Source organism: Streptomyces sp. NPDC058198 (assembly GCF_042882605.1).
In the GTDB taxonomy this organism is placed as follows: domain Bacteria; phylum Actinomycetota; class Actinomycetes; order Streptomycetales; family Streptomycetaceae; genus Streptomyces.
Genome location: NZ_JBHVVP010000006.1, coordinates 1 through 17984, shown reverse-complemented (window position 1 = coordinate 17984; position 17984 = coordinate 1). Strand labels below are relative to the sequence as shown.

Below are 17984 nucleotides of genomic sequence, written 5' to 3'. Positions count from 1 at the left end.
ACCAAGAAGCGAGCCCCCGCTCGGAGTTCGGCCGGGGGCTCGCCTGCTGTTGACCGCGATCTATCAGTATGCGGGTGGGTCCGCGTGGGTCAGAGGATGGTGACGCCGTAGGCGCTCAGGGCCTCGGTGACCGGCTGGAAGTAGGTCGTGCCGCCGGAGGAGCAGTTGCCGCTGCCGCCGGAGGTCAGGCCGATGGCGAGGGTGCGGGAGTAGAGGGGGCCGCCGCTGTCGCCGGGCTCGGCGCAGACGTTGGTGCGGATCAGGCCGGACACGACATCGCCGCCGCCGTAGTTGACCGTGGCGTTGAGGCCGGTCACGGAGCCGCTGTGGATGCCGGTGGTGGAGCCGCGGCGGGTGACGGCCATACCGACCGTGGCGTTGGCCGCGCCCGTGATGTCGACGCTCCCGACCGTGCCCGGGTGGGCGAGCGAGGTGTTGGAGTACCGCACGATGCCGTAGTCGTTGCCCGGGAAGCTGGTTCCGGCCGTGGGGCCGATGCTCGTGGTGTGCGTGGAGTTGGTGTACCAGGGCGGGTTGCCCTCGGTGCAGTGGCCCGCGGTCAGGAAGTAGTAGGTGCTGCCGCTGACGACATTGAATCCGGCCGAGCAGCGCCAGCTGGTGGCGTAGACGGCGTCGCCGCCGGAGATGAGCTTCGAGAGCGTGCCCGGGGTGCGCTCGACGCGCAGCGCCCCGGCGTTGGCTCCGGCGGCCTGCTTGATCCCGGCGATCTCCGCCTGGGACACGGTGCTGTCGGCCGTGACGACCAGGGCGTTGCTCGCCTTGTCGATGTACCAGGCGGTGCCGGCCACATCGGCGTTCAGTACGGCGTCGCTCGCCGCGGTGAGCTGGTTGGCGCTGAACGTGCCGGCCGTGCCGGCGTTCGCGGCGGGTACCGCGAACGCCGCCGCGGCGACGAGTCCGGTGGTGACGGCGAGCAGACGCGTGCGTCTGGCTATGCCACTGCGGGGGGTGGTGCGCTTGATCCTCACTTGGCGTTCCTCCCGAGGGGAATCGGGGGCCGCGGAGGGGTGCCGGGCCCGTGAGGCGCAGCCGGGGGCGTCCGTCCGGAGTCCGGCCGGACCGTGCCTCTGGCAAGCGCTGATCGGGAGTATCGGGTGACGCAACTGGCCGCGCAAGGGCGCCTTTTGGCCGACCGTGAACGGTGGTGTCCACGGTGCGGAAGGGCCTCCTGCGACGGCTTTCACCAGGAGAAACGGCAGTGGTGTCAGCCGGCGACGAGGTGGCGTTCGCCCGCCGGGACGGCGATCGGGAGGGTGTTGCCCGGCGGCGGGAACGGGCAGATGAAGTGGTCCGCGAAGGCGCAGGGCGGCAGCAGCGCGCGGTTGAAGTCGACGGTCACCGTTCCGTCCTCGGCCGGCACGCCGGGGCGCAGGAAGCGGAAGCGGTAGCTGTCCTTTGTGCTGGTGGTGTCGGCGAAGACCACCCAGAGGGAGCCGTCCGTCTCCACCGCGGCCTGGAGGGTGTGCTCCGTACCCCCGACGGTGAAGGCGATCTCGCCGCCGAGTCCGAGGCCCCGTTCGCGTCCGTCGGCGTTCTCGACCTGGACGGTGCGGCTCTCGTCGTACGGGCGGAAGCGGCCGGGCAGCTCCCAGCCGGCGTCGTACAGTGTGGCCTCGATGCCCAGGAACGCGCGCCGCGCGTCGGACCTCGGATCGAAGTCGCGGACGGCCCAGAGCCCTTCGCGGCGCAGCACGACCAGCCTGCGCGCACCGGCCGCGATCCGGGACTCCTCGAACGGGCCGAGGTCGGCGCTCAGCCGGATCTCGCCGTCCAGCGGCGCGCCGCCGGCGGTCAGGCCGTCCCCGGCCGCCGCGGTCAGCACCACCTCGTCGCCGTCCTCGCGCCACACCCCGGGGAGCGCGGGAAGGCGCCCCTCGGGATGGTCGGCGAGCCAGTGGGTGCCGGTGAGCGAGAGCGGTCCGTACGGCGCCGAGACGGTGAAGACACGCTGTTCGTGCCAGCCCCTCCAGTCCTGGACGGGGTCCGTGGGCGCGGCGTGCGCGGCAGGCGCTTCGGTGGTCATGCTGATCAACCTTTCCATACGGGGCCGGGAAGCCCGAGATGCGACCGCAGGGTGGCACCCGTGTAGTCGGTGCGGAAGGCCCCGCGCTCCTGGAGGAGCGGTACGACCAGGTCGACGAAGTCGTCGAGTCCGCCGGGGGTGAGATGGGGTACGAGGATGAAGCCGTCCGCCGCGTCCGTCCTGACGAAGGTGTCGAGCGCCCCGGCGACGGTCTCGGGGGTGCCGATGAAGGACTGGCGCGCGGTGGTCTCGATGACGGTTGCCCGGATGGACAGGCCCTTGGCCTCGGACAGCGCCCGCCATCTGGCCGCGACGGCGAGCGGATCGCCGACCCTCACCCGGCCCTGAACCAGGCCGGAATCCGGGTCCGGGTCGATGTCGGGCAGCGGTCCTTCCGGGTCGTACGCCGAGAGGTCGCGGCCCCAGACCCGCTCCAGGGCGAGGATCGCGTTCTGCGGGGAGACCTGCTGCCTGCGGATCTCGGCGGCCCGCTCCTGCGCCTCGGCGTCACTGTCGCCGAGCACGCAGGTGACCCCCGGCATGATCTTGAGGTCGGAGGGGCTCCTGCCGTACTTCGCCATCCGGGCCTTGGTGTCGGCGTAGAAGGCGCGGCCCGCCTCCAGCGTGCCGTGGCGGGTGAAGACAACATCGGCCGTGGCGGCGGCGAACTCCCGGCCCTCCTCGGAGTCGCCCGCCTGGATGACCACGGGGTGGCCCTGCGGGGAGCGGGGGACGGTGAACTCCCCCTCGATCCCGAAGTGCCGGCCGGAGTGGGCGAAGGGCCGGGGAGCGCCGTGCGGGGAGCCGGGGCCCGCGGGGGTCCAGGAGTCCCACAGCTCCCGGGCGGTCGCGACGAACTCGGCGGCCCGGGTGTAGCGCTCGGCGCGGTCGAGATAGCCGCCGCGCCGGAAGTTCTCCCCGGTGAAGGCATCGGAGGAGGTGACGACGTTCCAGGCGGCCCGGCCGGCGCTGAGATGGTCGAGGGTGGCGAGCCTGCGGGCCAGTTCGTACGGCTCGTTGAAGGTGGCGTTCACGGTGGCGGCGAGGCCCAGCCGGCCGGTGACGGCGGCCAGCGCGCTCAGCACGGTGAGGGACTCGGGCCGGCCGACCACGTCCAGGTCGTGGATCAGCCCGTTGTGCTCCCGCAGCCGCAGCCCCTCGGCGAGGAAGAAGAAGTCGAACTTCCCGCGCTCGGCGGTACGGGCCAGCCGCTCGAACGAGGAGAAGTCGATCTGCGACCCGGAGCGGGGGTCGGTCCGGACGGTGGTGCTGTTGACCCCGGGGAAGTGGGCGGCGAGATGGATCTGCTTACGGCCGGCGGTAGTACCGGTGCCGGTCGGTTCCGTGGTCATGAGGTCCCCGCGGCGGGCGCGTACCGGTTGGCCGGACGGCCGAGGCCGAGATGCTCGCGGAGCGTGCCGCCCGGATGGAAGGTACGGAACCGGCTGCGGTGCTGGAGCAGCGCCACGGTGCCGTTGACGAGCCGTTCGAGATCGCGCCAGGGCTCGGCGGGCGTGAGATGGAAGCCGTCCACGGCGCCGGCGCCGTGCCAGCCGGCGATCAGTTCGGCGAGGTCGACGGGCCCACCGCGGTAGTGCGCTCCGCCGGCGCCGGCCGTGGTGCGCGGGGCGCTGTCCAGGCCGGGTTCCAGCGGGCGTTCGCCGTCGCCGAGGTCGACGGTGAGCGCGGCCAGTACCCGCAGGGTGTCCGGGTCGCGGCCGTGCTCGGCGGCGCGTGACCGGAGCTTCTCGCGGAGCGCGCCCGCCTCCTCCGCCCGGCCGGCCCTGACCAGCACGACGTCCGCGTGGCGCGCGGCGGTCTCCCTGCTGTGCCCGTCGGTCGCGGCGACCACGGTGACCGGGTGGCCCTGCGGCGGCCTGGGCACGATGGACGGGCCACGGACGCTGAACGTGGCCCCCTCGAAGTCGACGTAGTGCAGCTTGTCGCGGTCGACGAAGCGTCCGGTCACGACCTCACGGATCTCGGCGTCGTCCTCCCAGCTGTCCCACAGCCGAGCGCTCACCTCGGCCACCTCGCGCGCCTCCTGCCACAGAGCCGCGGCGGAAGCGGCCGGACGGCGGCCGAAGAGCCGGGCCTCGGCCGGGGTCGCCGACACGTCGACGAGCCAGCCGGCCCGGCCGCGGCTCACCCAGTCCAGGGTGGCGACGGCGGCGGAGACATGGAAGGGCTCGGTGTGGGTGGTGGTGACCGTGGGCACCAGACCGACGCGTTCGGTGGCGGGAGCGACCCGCGAGAGTACGGCGAGCGCGTCGAGCCCCGGGCGCGCGAAGGAGTCCTGGAGGGTGACGAAGTCGAGAACGCCGCGCTCGGCGAGCTGGGCGAGCTCGACGTACCACGCGGCGTCGTACCGCGGTGGACCGCCGATCTCGGCGGCCAGATGCAGGGGGCGGGTGGCGGACATGGGGAGGGCCTTCCAGCTTCGGTTCGGGACGGTCGGGAGGGCTGCGGCAGCTCAGAGCCTGTCGGGTGACCTGTCCTCAGGCGCTGAGGCTCGTGCGACAGGAGAGCTCACGCAGGAGGGTGAGCGCGCTCCGCGCGGTGGCGTCGTTCTGCCGGAAGGCCGGGCCGCCCGTGCGCGGCCGGGTGAAGGCTCCGCTGGACCGCGCGGTGGTGTACGGGCCGAGCGCGAAGCGCCGGGGATGGGGGCGGCCGTCGCTCTCCAGGAGCCGTCCGTCGCCCGGATCGACCCGGACCAGCCCCGCCGAGGTGGTGGCGGCCCCCTCCTCGTACAGCGCGCGCAGCAGTGGGCTGCGGGTGCGTTCCGGTGCGGGGTCGGGCAGCCGGGCCTCGACCAGGGCGCGCGCCTCGACGTGCTCCCCCGGTACGACGGCGCTTGCGGCCCGGAAGAGTCCGCGCCGCTCGTCGGCCTCCACCGTCACACCCGCGCCGAGGAAGCGGACGACGCCGGCCCGGGAGAGGGCGAGCAGCTGGCGCAGCCGGGGGCCCGGCGGGCCCGAGGCGAGATAGCTGAAGAAGCCGTGCCACCGGCCGCCCGTGTCCCCGAGGTCGCCGAGGCGGATCAGCTGGCCGTAGACCGAGAGCAGCCCGAGGAAGACGGCGAGATCCGGGCTGTGGGACGGATCGTGCCGGCGGGCGAGGTCGGCGTCGATGTAGTCGCGCAGCCCGTCCTGGAGGGCGTCGTACGAGGGGAAGCTCAGCCCGTCCAGCGGGCGGTCGAGCGCGTCGAGGTCGAGCCGGTCGGCGGGGTCGGGGACGGCGGCGGTGACGAGGGTGTCCAGCTCGGGGCTGCCGGGGTCGGCGGCCGCGTACTTCTCCTCGAAGTCGGTCCAGCCGACGCGGGTGCGCTCGGGGTGGGCGGTGAAGAGCCGGTGGTAGTGGGCGTAGCCCAGCTCCTTGTCGATGAGGGGCTCGACATCGCGCCGGAAGTCGAGCGGGGCCTGTCTGCTCAGCAGTTCGTCGGTCTGCGCGGGGCCGAGGAAGCGGGGCAGCGGGGGCCGTTCGCCGTCCAGGGCGTAACCGATCTTGGAGTGGTACGGGACACCGCGCCGCGATCCGACGTGCAGGACCGGTTCGCGCCCCGAGGGGTGGTAGACCAGCTCCCCGCCGTCGTCACCGGCATCTGCGGCGTCTGCGGAGTAGCGGCCGCCGCGTCCTTCGGTGAGAAGCACCATCAGATCGACGAAGGCGAGTCCGAAGCCGCGGACGATGACCGGTTCACCGGCGGGCAGGGCGGACAGATCGCTGTCCGCGGTGAAGTCGGGCGGCAGGTGGACCAGTCCGTGCCGCCGGGCGAACTCGCTCAACTCCCGCTGCTCCGCGTCCGGTTCGCCGTCGAGATGGCCGAGGGTCAGCACGACGAGATCGGCGAGCAGCGGTTCGGTGCGGTCCTCCAGCCATACCCGCTGGCGACCGCCGCGCGGACCGCTGACGCGCAGGGCGCGGGTGGGGTGCCGGTGGACGGTGACGCCGGGCGGCAGGGCGGCCACGGTCTGTTCGTAGACCCAGCTCAGATAGGCGCTCTGCACCCGCCGGCTGGGAAAGGTCTGGCCGGTCAGGGCGGCTATCTCCGCGCGGAGTCCGGGCCCGGCGGTCTCGTGCGCGTACCCGGACCCCTGCGACTCGGACCGCTCCGACTCGGTGGAGATCCGCGAGCGGCCCTCCCTGATGTCCTGTGCCCATTCGTGCAGCGCGGGCCCCTGCCGTACCGGCCCGGCCAGGGCCACCGAATCGTCGGTGAACATGGTGACGTCCTCGGCCATGGAGTTCATCCAGAGCAGCGGCGACTGGTCGCGGCGCCAGATCCGGCCGCCGCCGGGCGGATGCGGGTCCACGAGATGGATGTCCAGCGGCAGATCGCCGTACAGGGAGGGCGCGTTGGCGGCGAGCCGCTCCAGGAAGCCCGTGCCGCGCGGACCTGCCCCGACCACGACAACAGACGGGGTCACGGGCGGGTTGCGGACGGAATGCGAAGACACAGGCATGCGAAGGCTCCGTGGATACCGGGATCGAACACGGGAAGTGCCTTCACAGACAGCGCAGGCGGATCGAGCCCCTCAGCACGAACCGCTTGTCAGGGCGAGGCTACGGCGTGTGCACGGCCGGTTGTCAAGCTTGTCCGCACTGTGAGCGGCCGTCCGGGGCCGGTTGACGCGGAAACGGATGCCTGTTCCACTTGGCCCATGTATTCGCAGCAGTGGCTGGTCACCCGCTCCCACATCGACTTCGGTCGAGTGTGGTCCTCTTCCTGTTGAGCTGACGCCCTGCACGGCCTCCGGTATGTCCGGCGCTCGCGCGCCGTCCCCGCGTGCCTTCACACGCAGAGAACCACGTCTTTCCCCCCCTCGCACACACCTCCGTCGCGGCTGCCCGCGGCCGCGTCAGCAGCTGCAGTCACAGCAGTCGGGACAGGGGTCGCAGTCGCACTCCCGGCAGCAGCCCTCCCGCTTCTTGCGCGACCACGGGCCCTCGTACTCCTTCGCACAACAGAGCTTGCAGGTGCAGCAGAGTCCGACGAAGACCGCGCAGCCGGCCCAGAAGCCGCGTCGGCCCGGCTTCGGCGGCTCCTGCTGGAAGCCGGGCGGCGGCAGACCGGGACCGCCCGGTGCGCCCGGCCCGCCCGGTGCGCCCGGGTTCCCGCCGCCGTACGGATTGTTCGAGCCGTAGGGTCCGGCGGCCTGGCCGCCCTGCGGTCCCGCGCCGTGCTGTCCGCCGTACTGCCCACCGTGCTGGCCGCTGTGCCCCTCGTGCGCGCAGGCCGACGTACCGAACGCGCGGTCCACCGAGGTGCGCAGTTCGTGCGCCAGCAGCACATGCGCCAGCGCGTCGTCGGTGAACTCCGCGTCCCGCAGTGCGAGCCGGATTCCGTGCACGGCGTCGTCGGCGAGCCGCCGGGCCTCCGCCCGTGAGGTGCCGGTCGCGGTGAGCGGGTTCCAGGCACCCGACGCCGCGTCAGTTCCCTGGTCCTCCACGGCATCCAGCAGATGCGCGAGCCGTCCGAAGAGCCGCCCCGCCTCGGCCAGCGGCTCCCGGTTGCCCGGCCGGCCCGCCAGTACGGCGGTGTGCGCGAAGGCGGCCGCGGTGGCCGTCTCGGTCGGTTCCGTGACGGTGAGCAGCGAGCTGCCGGGACCGGCCAGCGCCTCGATCTCCTGCTGCCGGTCGACCGCGTCGACCAGGACGGCCGTGTCGAAGCCCAGCTCCGCGCCGGTACGGGCGCCCGCCCGGTCCCAGCCGGTGGCGACCCGGCGCGCGGCGGCCGCCAGCGGCCGGCGCCCCAACAGGCCGTCGCGGTCGGCGACGTGGTCCCGCACCTTCGCCGAGGCCAGCACCAGCGACACGGCGGCCGCGAGACGCGCCCCCTCGCCCCGGGCGACCGGAGCGGTACGCATCCCGCGCAGCGGACAGGGGCCGGCCGTGCGCCGCTGTCCGGTGGCACGTTCGGTCTGAGCCTCCGTCAGAACCGAGACGATCAGGCCGTCGTAGTTGGTGACGACCCGGGAGAACTGCCCGTGGTCGGAGCGAAGGGCCAGGCACAGCCCGCAGAGATGGGCCATCCACTCGGCCTTGAGACCGCCCGTGAGGCGGTGGCTGCACGGTCTGACGATTCCGAACATGACGGTCCCCCGAGAGTCGTTCAGCTGGGCGCGACGCATCGTACCGAGTGACCCCGTTCACCCGTACGCCCCCCCGCGTCACCCTTCTGGCCCGAAGTTCATATTTTGATCCGATTCAAGGCCCCTACGCAGGAAGAACCTTGACGAACCGCCACATCCTCTGCACCAGTACCGTCACGAATCGCCTGCGCGCCGACTATCCCCTTGGCGCGCAATCCGCATCATGGACGACGATAGGGATAGGGAACGAGAAGTGACCGCGGTGAAAGGAGGCGTCCATGGGATCGGTGCGCAAGGCGAGTGCCTGGCTGGGCCTCGTTGAGGACAACGACGAGCGGTACTACGACGACGAGTACGCCGAGGGTGCGGAGAACGGCGACACCTGGAAGACCGACCCCCGGGTACGGGTCGCCTCCGAGGTCGCCCATGAGCAGGACCGCAGAATCGCCACCGTCTCCCCGGACGGGTTCCGGGACGCCCGGGGCATCGGCGAGCTCTTCCGGGCCGGGACGCCGGTCATCATGAACCTCACCGCCATGGAGCCCGCCGACGCCAAGCGCGTGGTGGACTTCGCCGCCGGACTGGCCTTCGGGCTGCGTGGCTCGATCGAGCGCGTGGCCACCCGGGTCTTCCTGCTGACCCCCGCCGACACCGAGATCGTCACGGGCGCCGCCGCGAGCCGCTCCCAGGACGGCTTCTTCAACCAGAGCTGAGCAGGGCGCTCACCGGTTCACCGGACGGAGCGGTTCACCGGAAGGCGTCGAGGCCGGTGAGCGCCTTGCCCAGCACAAGCTGATGCATCTCGACGGTGCCCTCGTAAGTGAGCACCGACTCGAGGTTCGTCGCATGCCGCATCACGGGATATTCCAGCGAGATCCCGTTGGCGCCGAGGATGGTCCGCGAGGTGCGGCAGATCTCGATCGCCTCCCGCACGTTGTTGAGCTTGCCGAAGCTGATCTGCTCGGCGCGGATCCGGCCCGCGTCCATGCGCCTGCCCAGATGGTGGGCGAGCAGGATGCCTTTGTGCAGTTCGACGGCCATGTCGGCGAGCTTGGCCTGTGTGAGCTGGAAGCCGCCGATCGGCCGGCCGAACTGCTCGCGCGTCCTGGCGTACTGGAGCGCCGACTCGAAGCTGGCGCGCGCCGCGCCCATGGAGCCCCACACGATTCCGTAGCGGGCGTGGCTCAGACAGCTGAGCGGTCCGCGCAGTCCGGTGACCTCCGGGAGGACGGCGTCGGCGGGCAGCCGTACGCCGTCGAGGACCAGTTCGCTGGTGACCGACGCTCGCAGGGACCACTTATGGGTGATTTCCGGGGCCGAGAAACCGGGGGTGCCCGCCGGGACGAGAAAGCCGCGGATGCCCTCGTCGGTCTGCGCCCAGACGACGGCGACGCCCGCCACCGAACCATTGGTGATCCACATCTTGCGGCCGGTGAGCACCCAGTCGCTGCCGTCCCGCGCGGCATGGGTGCGCATGCCGGCCGGGTCGGAGCCGTGGTCGGGCTCGGTGAGGCCGAAGCAGCCGATGATCTCGCCGGCCGCCATGCCGGGCAGCCAGCGCTGCTTCTGCTCCTCGGAGCCGTAGCGGTGGATCGCGTACATGGCGAGCGAGCCCTGCACGGAGACGAGGGAGCGGATACCGGAGTCGGCCGCCTCCAGCTCCAGACAGGCGAGTCCGTACTGGACGGCGGTGGCGCCCGCGCAGCCGTAGCCCGTCAGGGACATGCCCAGCGCGCCGAGGCCGCCGAGTTCCCGGGCCAGCTCGCGGATGTTGGGCAGCTCGCCGCGTTCGTACCACTCGGCGATATGCGGCAGGACCCGGTCGGCGGCCCAGGCCCGCACGGTGTCCCGGATCGCCAGGTCCTCCGGATCGAGCAGATCGTCCAGGCCGAGCGGGTCGCCGGGGTCGAAGGGCGGGGGCTTCACGGCGGACGGTGCGGACATGAGGTGGCCTCCGGCGGCTCGCACGGGCTCGACCGGCCGGGGCCGGTCTAAAACTAGCACTGTTAGTTACGCTCGGTGCTGACGTTACGGCTCAGCGTGGACCGCGTCCAGACCCGGCCCGCTCGGCGGGCCCCCGGCTGCGCACGAGGGCGGCGTCAGCGGTCTCCCGCGGACCCGGCGCCTCGGCGGGCTCCCGCCGCTCCGGCGCTCTGCGCGGCCGGGGCGGCCGCTTCTCCGGCGGCTCGGGCGGCTTCGCCGCGCCCCGCACGGCCGGCGCCCGTTCCACCGACCGCTGCTTCGGCGGCGGGACGTCCCGCGCCTCCCGCGGTACGTCCCGCGCCTCTCGCGGCGCGTCTTCGCCGAGCGCCTGGCAGTCCATGAGCTTCGGCAGCCGCAGCGCGGCCAGCGCGCCGAGCAGCAGCAGAACCGCGCTGACCAGGAGCGTGACATGCAGGCCGTGCACGAAGGAGTCGCGGGCGGCGGTCCGCAGGGTCTCCCCCGCGGTCCCGCCGAGACGGGAGGCGACCTGATAGGCCTCACCGAGCGATTCGCCCGCCGCCGATCCCGCGGCCGCGGGGACGCCCTTCACCGAGGACATCGCCGGCGCGTACGCCGCGTTCATCACGCTGCCGAGCAGGGCGATCCCCATGCCGGCGCCCAGCTGGTAGGACGTTTCGCCTATGGCCGCCGCCCCGCCCGCCTGTTCGGGAGGCGCCTCGCTGAGCATCGATTCGTACGCGCCGAAGAGCGTGGTCTGCAGCCCGAAGCCGAGCAGCACGAAGGCCGAGGTCAGCAGGGCGGGACGGTCGTGCTGTCCCATCAGGACCAGCAGCAGTACGGCGCCGGCGGTGAGGACGAAGCCCCAGGCCACCATCCGGCGCGGGCCGACCCGGCGCAGCGTGGCCGATCCTGTGGCGCCCGCGGCCATGGCGGCGAAGGTGAGCGGCAGCAGCCGCAGTCCGGTCTCCAGTGGGCTGAGTCCCAGCACGAGCTGGAGGTACTGGACGGCGATCAGCTCCAGGCCGACCAGGGCCAGCATGGCGAGGACGATGCAGCCCACGGAGGTGGAGAAGGCGGGCCTGGCGAACATCCGCATGTCGATCAGCGGATGCGTCCTGCGGCGCTGTCTGCGGACGAAGAGGACCAGCAGGGCGGCGCCGAGACAGAGCGGGCCCAGCGTCGCGAGGTCGAGCGGTCCCTCTCCGGCGCCGAGCCGCTTCACCCCGAAGACCACCCCGAGCACCCCGGCCGCCGCCATCAGCGCGCCGAGCACGTCCCAGGGCCCGTCACCGCAGCCCTTCGACTCGGGCAGCACCAGGCGGCCGAGCGGCAGGATGACCGCGAGCAGCGGGATATTGATCAGGAAGACCGATCCCCACCAGAAGTGCTCGACGAGAAAGCCGCCGAGGACCGGACCCACGGCGGCGCCGACGGCCGCGACCGCGGTCCAGATGCCGATGGCCATGGCGCGCTCGCGCCGGTCGGGGAAGACCGCGCGCAGGATGGAGAGGGTCGCCGGCATGATCATCGCGCCGCCGACGCCGAGCAGGGCGCGCGCCCCGATCAGCACCATGGGCGTGCCGGCGAAGGCCGCGACAGCCGAGGCGGCCCCGAAGAGGGCATACCCGAGCAGCAGCACCCGCCGTCGTCCGATGCGGTCGCCGAGCGTGCCGAAGAGGATCAGCAGGGAGGCGCAGACCAGCGGATACGCGTCCACGATCCAGAGCAGCTCGACCCCGCTGGGGCCGAGGTCGGCGGTCACGGCCGGGACGGCGACATGCAACACGGTCGCGTCGAGCGCGACCAGCAGCAGACTGATGCAGAGGACGACCAGGACGACCCAGCGGTTGGCACCGCCGCCGGCGGCCGCGCGCAGCCGTGTTCCGGCCGTGGTGGTCCCGGACATCTGAGTACCTCCCAATGCGTCCCTCGCGCTCGGCGGGCCTGACGGGTCCATGAGGCCCTCGGGGCGGCCCGGCATCGACGGGCGAGTGAAGCCGCCAGCGTACGCGAGTGAACGCGTGTGGCGCGTGGTGCATCTCTCACCGCTCCGACCAGGCAGTGTGGCGTACGCCACTCCGGCCGGCCGGCACCGGGGCCCCGGCCGCGCGCGAGCAAGAGGGAAATTCCACGCGACGCCACGGTGAACTAATTCCGTTCCGCACAAAGACGGCTCCCGGAACGGCGTGTCGATTAATAGGGCCCAAGGTCACTTGGTTTTCGGGAACCGCCTTGAATAAGCCGCGACCTGAGACATACTCCACATCACATCGTCATCACAAAGAGACCTGAACGACCTGTTCGGTCACTCACTCGCTGTAACGTCGATTGGGTGCGTACCGACATCTTCGCCCGCCTGGACCGGGAGCCGGAACCGCCGAAGATAGAGATCCCGCGGATGAGCCGCACCCGCAAGGCTCTCTTCGGCGGGACGTTGGCGTTCTATCTCGCCATCGTCGTTGCCGTGCTCGTCTCGTCCTCGCTGGTGACCCTCGACTGGAAGGTCATGCTCTTCCGGCCCTATCAGCAGTGGCCCGGCCTGCATGCCTTCCTCGACTACTTCGTGGTGCTCGGCCAGCGCGGGCCGACCGCCGTGATGATCGCTGCCTGGCTGGGCTGGCGCTCCTGGCGTCAGCACACGCTGCGGCCGCTGCTGGCCCTCGGCGCCGCCCTGCTGCTGCTCAACGTGACCGTCGGAGCGGTCAAAATCGGCCTCGGGCGGCTCGGCCCCCACTACGCGACGCAGATCGGCTCGGCCGAGCTCTTCGCGGGCGGCGATATATTTCCTTCGGGACACACCGCCAACGCCGTTGTGACCTGGGGAATCCTGGCCTATCTGGCCACCACCCCGCGGGCCAGGCGCTATCTGTCCGTCCTGTCGGCCGTGGTGGCCCTGGGCGTCGGCGCGACGACCGTCTACCTCGGCACGCACTGGCTGAGCGATGTGCTGCTCGGCTGGGCCGCCGGTCTGCTGATCCTGCTGGCGCTGCCCTGGTTCGAGCCGCTGATCGGCCGGTCCGAGCTGGCGGTCTTCGCGGTGCGCGAGCGGTGGCGTGCGCGCCGCAGGACCGTCCCCTCCACCCCGGTCGCGGCCGGGGGCAGGCGCCCCGCACCGGTGCTCCAGGGGGCCGGGGCGAACGGCGAGGCCGTGGGGCGCGAGCCGATCGCCGCCGGTCACAGCGGCCGCACCACTGCCAACCGGAGCACCGGACAGCTCACCCAGCCCCGGCCGCACGCGGTGCGCTCGGAGCGGACTCCGATCACTCCGGCCGGCAGCCGTCGCCCGCCGCGATCGAGGCCGGTGACGGGCGGCTGACCAGCACCGGAAGACGGCGGGGACGGTACGCACAGCCTCTTCCCCGCATACGCAAGCCCCGGCTCCGGCCGGGGCTTCCGTAGGTCAGCGGGTCCGTCCGGGCGCTCAGCCGTGCCAGCAGCGGATGACCGTGCCGTGGTCGACCTCGAAGTTCAGCCGGCCCACCACGTACTCCATGGTGATGATCGAGCCCGGCGGCAGCCCTCTGACCGTGGTCCAGCCATGCTCACGGGCGCGCTGCTCGGCGGTCTCGGCATCGAGGCCGACGTACGACTCGAGGTCGTCGACGGGCTCTGCGGGAGGGGTCGGTATGGGTGCCATACCACTCACCGTAGGCGCCCGGGGCCGGTGAAGGAAGCCGGGCGGATACCGGGCAGAACGCTTCCCTTCCGTCACCGGTCACACTTCTGTCACAGGGCCACGACACGCTTCGGAGCCGAACGGCATCACTCCAATGGGCGGTTCCTGACCCACTCTCGTGTAATTGCTCGACAGCGAAGATCACACAAATTCTCTCTTCTGAATTCCCTTCTCCAGCGGCCCGCCGAACTTCGTCGGCAATTGACGGCCCGTAGGAGAATTCACGAATTCCCCGCACAATCCGCCGATGGACGACACGTTCGATCCGTTCGTATCCCGCTTCGTACCCGCCCCGTCAGCCCGGGGCGCGCCAGGACGCTCCCCTGCTCACCGGGCGGGATCCGTGGCGGGCGCGGGATCCAGCCGTACGCAGAAGTCGTTGTCGCCCGTGTAGCACGGGGCGGCCAGCCAGCCGTCCGCTCCGTGCCCCGGATAGACGTAGATGCCCCGCTTGTCCCAGACGTCGTCGAGGATGCGGGAGATCCGTATCCCGGCGGCGTCGCGCGTGGGGAGCAGCCACAGGTCCCACCACTGCCGCTCCTCGACGGGCTTCGCGGCGAGCGGACCGTACGGGAGGGTGAAGGTGAAGACCTCGCCCCGGCCGGTCACGGCGACCCGGTGGGTCCGGTCGCCGCCCCGCAGCCGCGCCTCCGCCTGCGCGTCCTGCCCCAGCTCCGCGCCGTACAGCACGCCCTCGACCGTGGTCGTGTCCTGCTCGCAGCGGACCGTCCCGGCCTCGGCGTGCGGCGCGCGGACCCAGGAGCGGACGGCGAGCCGGCCGTCGCCGGTCGGGTACGGGACACGGGCGGCGACCCGGCCCGCCCCGGGGATCCGGTCGACCAGCGCCCGTACGTCCCGGACGCCGGGCCGTACGGGCTGCTCGCCGGAGACTCCCGTACGGACGTCCCAGTGCCCCTCGGCCAGCTCGACCGTGCTGGGCAGCACGGCACGCAGCCGGGACTTCCCCGCCCCCGTCAGGGGCAGCCGTACCTCGTCGTCCGCACCGTCCCCGGCCGCCGCGGCGGAGGCCCGGCCACCGCGGCGGCGCAGTACGAGCACCGCGTCGGGCCGTGCGTCCCCCGTGATGTCGAAGGTGATCCCGCCCGCGGAGTCGGCGATGCAGTCGGCGACACACACGGCGGACGACGCCCGGCGCCCGATGGGTCCGTTCATGCCTTTCTGCCCTTTCTGATCACGTCGACTGCCTTGTCGCGCACGGTGGCGGCGCCGCTCAGTGCCGCGCTGCCGCCCCGGTTCACCGCGTCGCGCAGCGTGCCCCGGTGGCCCCTGGCCAGGTCGGTGAAGAGCGCCTCGTGGCGCGAGGCGATACGCGCCGGGTCGAAGCGGGCCGAGGCGGCGAGCGCCGCCTGCCCCGTGCGCCGGCGTAATTCGTCGTCCTGGATCAGCCCGAGCAGCGCCCCGCCGATCGCGTCCACGTCCCCCGTCGGCACCAGCCGTCCGTCGACACCGTGCTCGATGATCTCGCCCGGTCCGTGCGGGCAGTCGGTGGCGACGACCGGGACGCCGCAGCGCATCGCCTCGACGATGGTCATGCCGAAAGCCTCGCGGCTGGAGGTGACAGCGGCGAGTGATCCCTTGACCCACTCCGCCTCCAGCGGGTCGGCGGGGCCCATCAGGAAGACGTGGTTGTACAGACCGCACTCCTCGACGAGCGCCCGGAGCGCCGCCTTCTCGTCACCGGTCGCGTCGCCGCTGCCGTGGATCCGCAGCCGCCAGTCGGGACGGGCGGCCACCACCTGGGAGAAGGCCCGTACCAGCAGGTCGTACCGCTTGACCCGGGTGAGCCGGCCCGCGGCGACGACCCATTTGCCGGTGGAGTCGGCCGGGGCGACGGTGGGCACCGGCACGCCGTTGGGGACGGCGTCGATCCGTACGCCGGGCAGCCGCAGCCGGCTGCGGTAGGCGCGCGCGTCGGCCTCGGTGACCGTGGTGACCGCGTCGAGCAGCCGGTAGCGGTGGCCGATCTCGCGGCGGAGCCGGACGCCGTGGCTGTCGAGGGTCAGATGCTCCTGCCCGACGCGTACCGGGCCGCGCCTGGCCTGCCGGACGATGTGGACATTGAGTCCCGGGCGGGTGCCGACGACGACATCGGCGTCCAGGGACCGCAGATGGGCGGCGATCCTGGCATCGGTGAGACGGCTGTACTGCCGGTACCGGCCGTCGCCGCGCGGGAAGACCCTGGCGGGCCGGCCGTACTCCGGTTCCTCGCCCTCGTAGCCGGGGCTCCCCCGCCGTAAGTCGACCAGGTGACGCAGGCGCACGCCGGCGGGGGCGCCCATGGTCGGCTCCTCCCGATGGCGGAAGACCGAGACGATCTCCACGTCGTGGTGCTCGGCCAGCGTCCCGGCGAGGGTGAACGTGGTCCGGATCGTGCCGCCGATGCCGTACGCGTTGTGGAGCAGAAATGAGATGTGCATGCCCTGCTGAGCCCCCTGGTCCTGACGGTCCTTGCGGTGCGGTCGGTGCGGTGCTCACGGCGCTTCCCCGCGGCGCGGTCCCCGCGGTCCCGGAGGACCAACTGGGTAGACGCGGAAATGACCCACATGGTGCCGACTTCCGGCGGATCCGTACGATCACGCGCCGACGCGGCCGCCTGCCGGTACGCCGAAACCACCGGAAGGACCAACGAGATTCAGCCACCCCTTTGATTGGCCGATCTCCCGATTTGTCGACTGGTCGCTCTACTGACCTGCGGCTCGTCATACCGGGTCAACTTCCCGGCGGCCAGCAGGTGTTGAGAGGGAATGACTCGTTCCGGCCGACGGCTCGCCCGGAGCACCGGATGGTTCGATTCCATGCCCTCCGGCGCGTGACTCCGGCGACGGCTCACCCGTTGTCTCTTTACGAGCCGGGAACAGCCCGGCCCACGCACCGAGTTCGAGGAGCCACCCGTGCCGCGCATGCTCGACGTCAGCGAGGACGTACGCGCCGAGATCGGCGACGAAGAAGCCGACCGGCTGCTGGCCGGCGAGAACTCCCCGGGCAGCTACGACTGCACGTCCTGCCGGACCCCCGGCGACTCCGAACAGGAGCGGACCAGCACCGTGCTGTTCGTCGGTGAGGAGACCGCCGTTCTCGCCTTCGCCCACGCCACCTGCATTCCCTCCCAGGTCGTCCAGGTCGCCGAGGACCAGCTCCAGGGCGCGGTCCGGAGCATCACCGGCAACGAGCCGCAGGGGCAGGGGGCCCACTCCACCGGCGCCGGCCAGGCCGTCCTCGGTGTCACCAGCGGGCTGGTGCTGATCGGGGGCGATCTGCATCCCGCCCTGGTCGTCGAGCCGACCGTCGCCATCGCCAGGCCGGGGTCGAGGGGCGCCACCGACGAATTCCTCCCGCTCCTCGTCGAGCAGGGCTTCCAGCCGGTCACCGATCTGAACCGGCTGCCCGTCCTGCTGTCCGGCTGGTCGGTGCTCCTCGCCATGGGCCAGCTGCACGCCGTGCTGCAGCCCGGCACCACCGGCCCGGTCGCCTGGTGGCAGGCCCATCAGCCGCTCCAGGTCACCGAGGGCTGGCGGACCGCGGCCAACAGGTCACACACCGTGCTGGTCTTCGCCGCGCCGGTCGGCTCCATCGGCCAGCAGCCCCGCGAGGACCTGCTGCGCGACGCCCTGGAGAAGGCCGTCGTCAACGGCAGGCTGGTCGCCGCCGCGATGCCGCTGGCCGGCACGTGACGGAGGCCCGGCGCCCCACCGCCCGGCTGTCCCGCCCCACGTCAGCGGCGAATTCCGGGGACAGCCCGCATCCGACGGACGGCGGGGTCGTTGGCACGTATGTGCACTCATACGACCCCTCCCGCCACCAGTACCAGCGCCAGATCTCCTCCATGCGCCCCGCGCGGGACGTAGCGGACGGGTACTCCACGACGCCGATCTACGACGCGCTCTACTCCGAGTTCCGCCGGTCCTTCAGGGCGCTGCCCGGCGACCGGAGCAATGAGGAGAACCTCGGCTTCACGGCCTTCGGCACCGGGCTGCACGCCGCTCACGCCGGCGGCCACGGCGCGCTCGGTCACACGTCGTACGCAGGCTCCTGGCAGCGGGATCCCCGGCAGCACACCGGGCGGCACACTCCGGCGGCCCTCCCCCCGGCGGCCCTTCCGCCGGGCCCACGCCGCGGCGCCTGAGCAGCGCCCCGGGCTCCTCGGGGTCCTGGCAGCCCCTGACAGCCGGAAGCCGTGGGGCCCGGCGCGGATGATTCCGCGCCGGGC

Annotated in this window: 15 protein-coding genes; 4 read left to right on the top strand and 11 right to left on the bottom strand. The window is 72.3% G+C overall.

All coding sequences use genetic code 11. From position 1 onward, the window contains the following. Nucleotides 1-89: 89 nt before the first annotated feature. The 6 genes from ACFVWW_RS21200 to ACFVWW_RS21175 form a co-directional block, all read right to left on the bottom strand. On the bottom strand, nucleotides 90-989 hold the full coding sequence (locus ACFVWW_RS21200; RefSeq protein WP_384182782.1) for a S1 family peptidase: 900 nt from the start codon (nucleotides 987-989) through the stop codon (nucleotides 90-92). A 236-nt stretch (nucleotides 990-1225) separates the two neighbouring features. Beyond that, entirely contained in the window at nucleotides 1226-2044 is an 819-nt protein-coding gene (locus ACFVWW_RS21195) for a DUF1684 domain-containing protein (RefSeq protein WP_386879102.1), read from the bottom strand. Nucleotides 2045-2049: 5 nt separating this feature from the next. Next, complete coding sequence (locus tag ACFVWW_RS21190; protein WP_386879103.1) at nucleotides 2050-3396, bottom strand: NtaA/DmoA family FMN-dependent monooxygenase; 1347 nt, start codon at nucleotides 3394-3396, stop codon at nucleotides 2050-2052. Continuing rightward, nucleotides 3393-4466 carry an LLM class flavin-dependent oxidoreductase gene (locus ACFVWW_RS21185; RefSeq protein WP_386879104.1) on the bottom strand — a complete coding sequence of 358 codons (1074 nt, stop codon included), beginning with the start codon at nucleotides 4464-4466 and terminating at the stop codon, nucleotides 3393-3395. The genes ACFVWW_RS21190 and ACFVWW_RS21185 overlap by 4 nt, the downstream gene beginning before the upstream one ends. Before the next feature lie 76 nt (nucleotides 4467-4542). Next, entirely contained in the window at nucleotides 4543-6507 is a 1965-nt protein-coding gene (locus ACFVWW_RS21180; protein ID WP_386879105.1) for an FAD/NAD(P)-binding protein, read from the bottom strand. Between the two features lie 396 nt (nucleotides 6508-6903). Continuing rightward, complete coding sequence (locus tag ACFVWW_RS21175) at nucleotides 6904-8136, bottom strand: DUF5685 family protein (RefSeq protein WP_386879106.1); 1233 nt, start codon at nucleotides 8134-8136, stop codon at nucleotides 6904-6906. Nucleotides 8137-8414: 278 nt separating this feature from the next. Here ACFVWW_RS21175 and ACFVWW_RS21170 point away from each other — a divergent pair, with 278 nt between their 5' ends. After that, a complete protein-coding gene (locus tag ACFVWW_RS21170) occupies nucleotides 8415-8849 on the top strand; it encodes a cell division protein SepF (RefSeq protein ID WP_386879107.1) in 435 nt (144 codons plus the stop codon). A 34-nt stretch (nucleotides 8850-8883) separates the two neighbouring features. On the opposite strand, the gene ACFVWW_RS21165 is transcribed toward ACFVWW_RS21170, so the two are convergent. Together ACFVWW_RS21165 and ACFVWW_RS21160 are read right to left on the bottom strand one after the other, a co-directional pair. After that, nucleotides 8884-10080, bottom strand: coding sequence for an acyl-CoA dehydrogenase family protein (locus ACFVWW_RS21165; RefSeq protein ID WP_384182763.1), 1197 nt, complete (start codon nucleotides 10078-10080; stop codon nucleotides 8884-8886). Between the two features lie 91 nt (nucleotides 10081-10171). Continuing rightward, on the bottom strand, nucleotides 10172-11986 hold the full coding sequence (locus ACFVWW_RS21160) for an MFS transporter (protein WP_386879108.1): 1815 nt from the start codon (nucleotides 11984-11986) through the stop codon (nucleotides 10172-10174). A 426-nt stretch (nucleotides 11987-12412) separates the two neighbouring features. Here ACFVWW_RS21160 and ACFVWW_RS21155 point away from each other — a divergent pair, with 426 nt between their 5' ends. Continuing rightward, nucleotides 12413-13396 (top strand): phosphatase PAP2 family protein, encoded by a 984-nt coding sequence (locus ACFVWW_RS21155; RefSeq protein ID WP_386879109.1) that lies wholly within the window; start codon nucleotides 12413-12415, stop codon nucleotides 13394-13396. 105 nt (nucleotides 13397-13501) lie between these two features. Here the strand turns inward: ACFVWW_RS21155 and ACFVWW_RS21150 are convergent, their stop codons facing one another. From ACFVWW_RS21150 to ACFVWW_RS21140, 3 genes are all read right to left on the bottom strand, one after another. Continuing rightward, nucleotides 13502-13717, bottom strand: coding sequence for an I78 family peptidase inhibitor (locus tag ACFVWW_RS21150; RefSeq protein ID WP_384182755.1), 216 nt, complete (start codon nucleotides 13715-13717; stop codon nucleotides 13502-13504). Nucleotides 13718-14083: 366 nt separating this feature from the next. Beyond that, on the bottom strand, nucleotides 14084-14929 hold the full coding sequence (locus tag ACFVWW_RS21145) for a hypothetical protein (protein WP_384182753.1): 846 nt from the start codon (nucleotides 14927-14929) through the stop codon (nucleotides 14084-14086). Continuing rightward, a complete protein-coding gene (locus ACFVWW_RS21140; RefSeq protein ID WP_384182751.1) occupies nucleotides 14926-16194 on the bottom strand; it encodes a glycosyltransferase family 4 protein in 1269 nt (422 codons plus the stop codon). The genes ACFVWW_RS21145 and ACFVWW_RS21140 overlap by 4 nt, the downstream gene beginning before the upstream one ends. A gap of 474 nt (nucleotides 16195-16668) precedes the next feature. Between ACFVWW_RS21140 and ACFVWW_RS21135 the strand changes: the two genes are divergently transcribed. Continuing rightward, nucleotides 16669-17448 carry a hypothetical protein gene (locus ACFVWW_RS21135; RefSeq protein ID WP_384182749.1) on the top strand — a complete coding sequence of 260 codons (780 nt, stop codon included), beginning with the start codon at nucleotides 16669-16671 and terminating at the stop codon, nucleotides 17446-17448. Continuing rightward, entirely contained in the window at nucleotides 17445-17900 is a 456-nt protein-coding gene (locus ACFVWW_RS21130) for a hypothetical protein (RefSeq protein WP_386879110.1), read from the top strand. The genes ACFVWW_RS21135 and ACFVWW_RS21130 overlap by 4 nt, the downstream gene beginning before the upstream one ends. Nucleotides 17901-17984 lie beyond the last annotated feature (84 nt).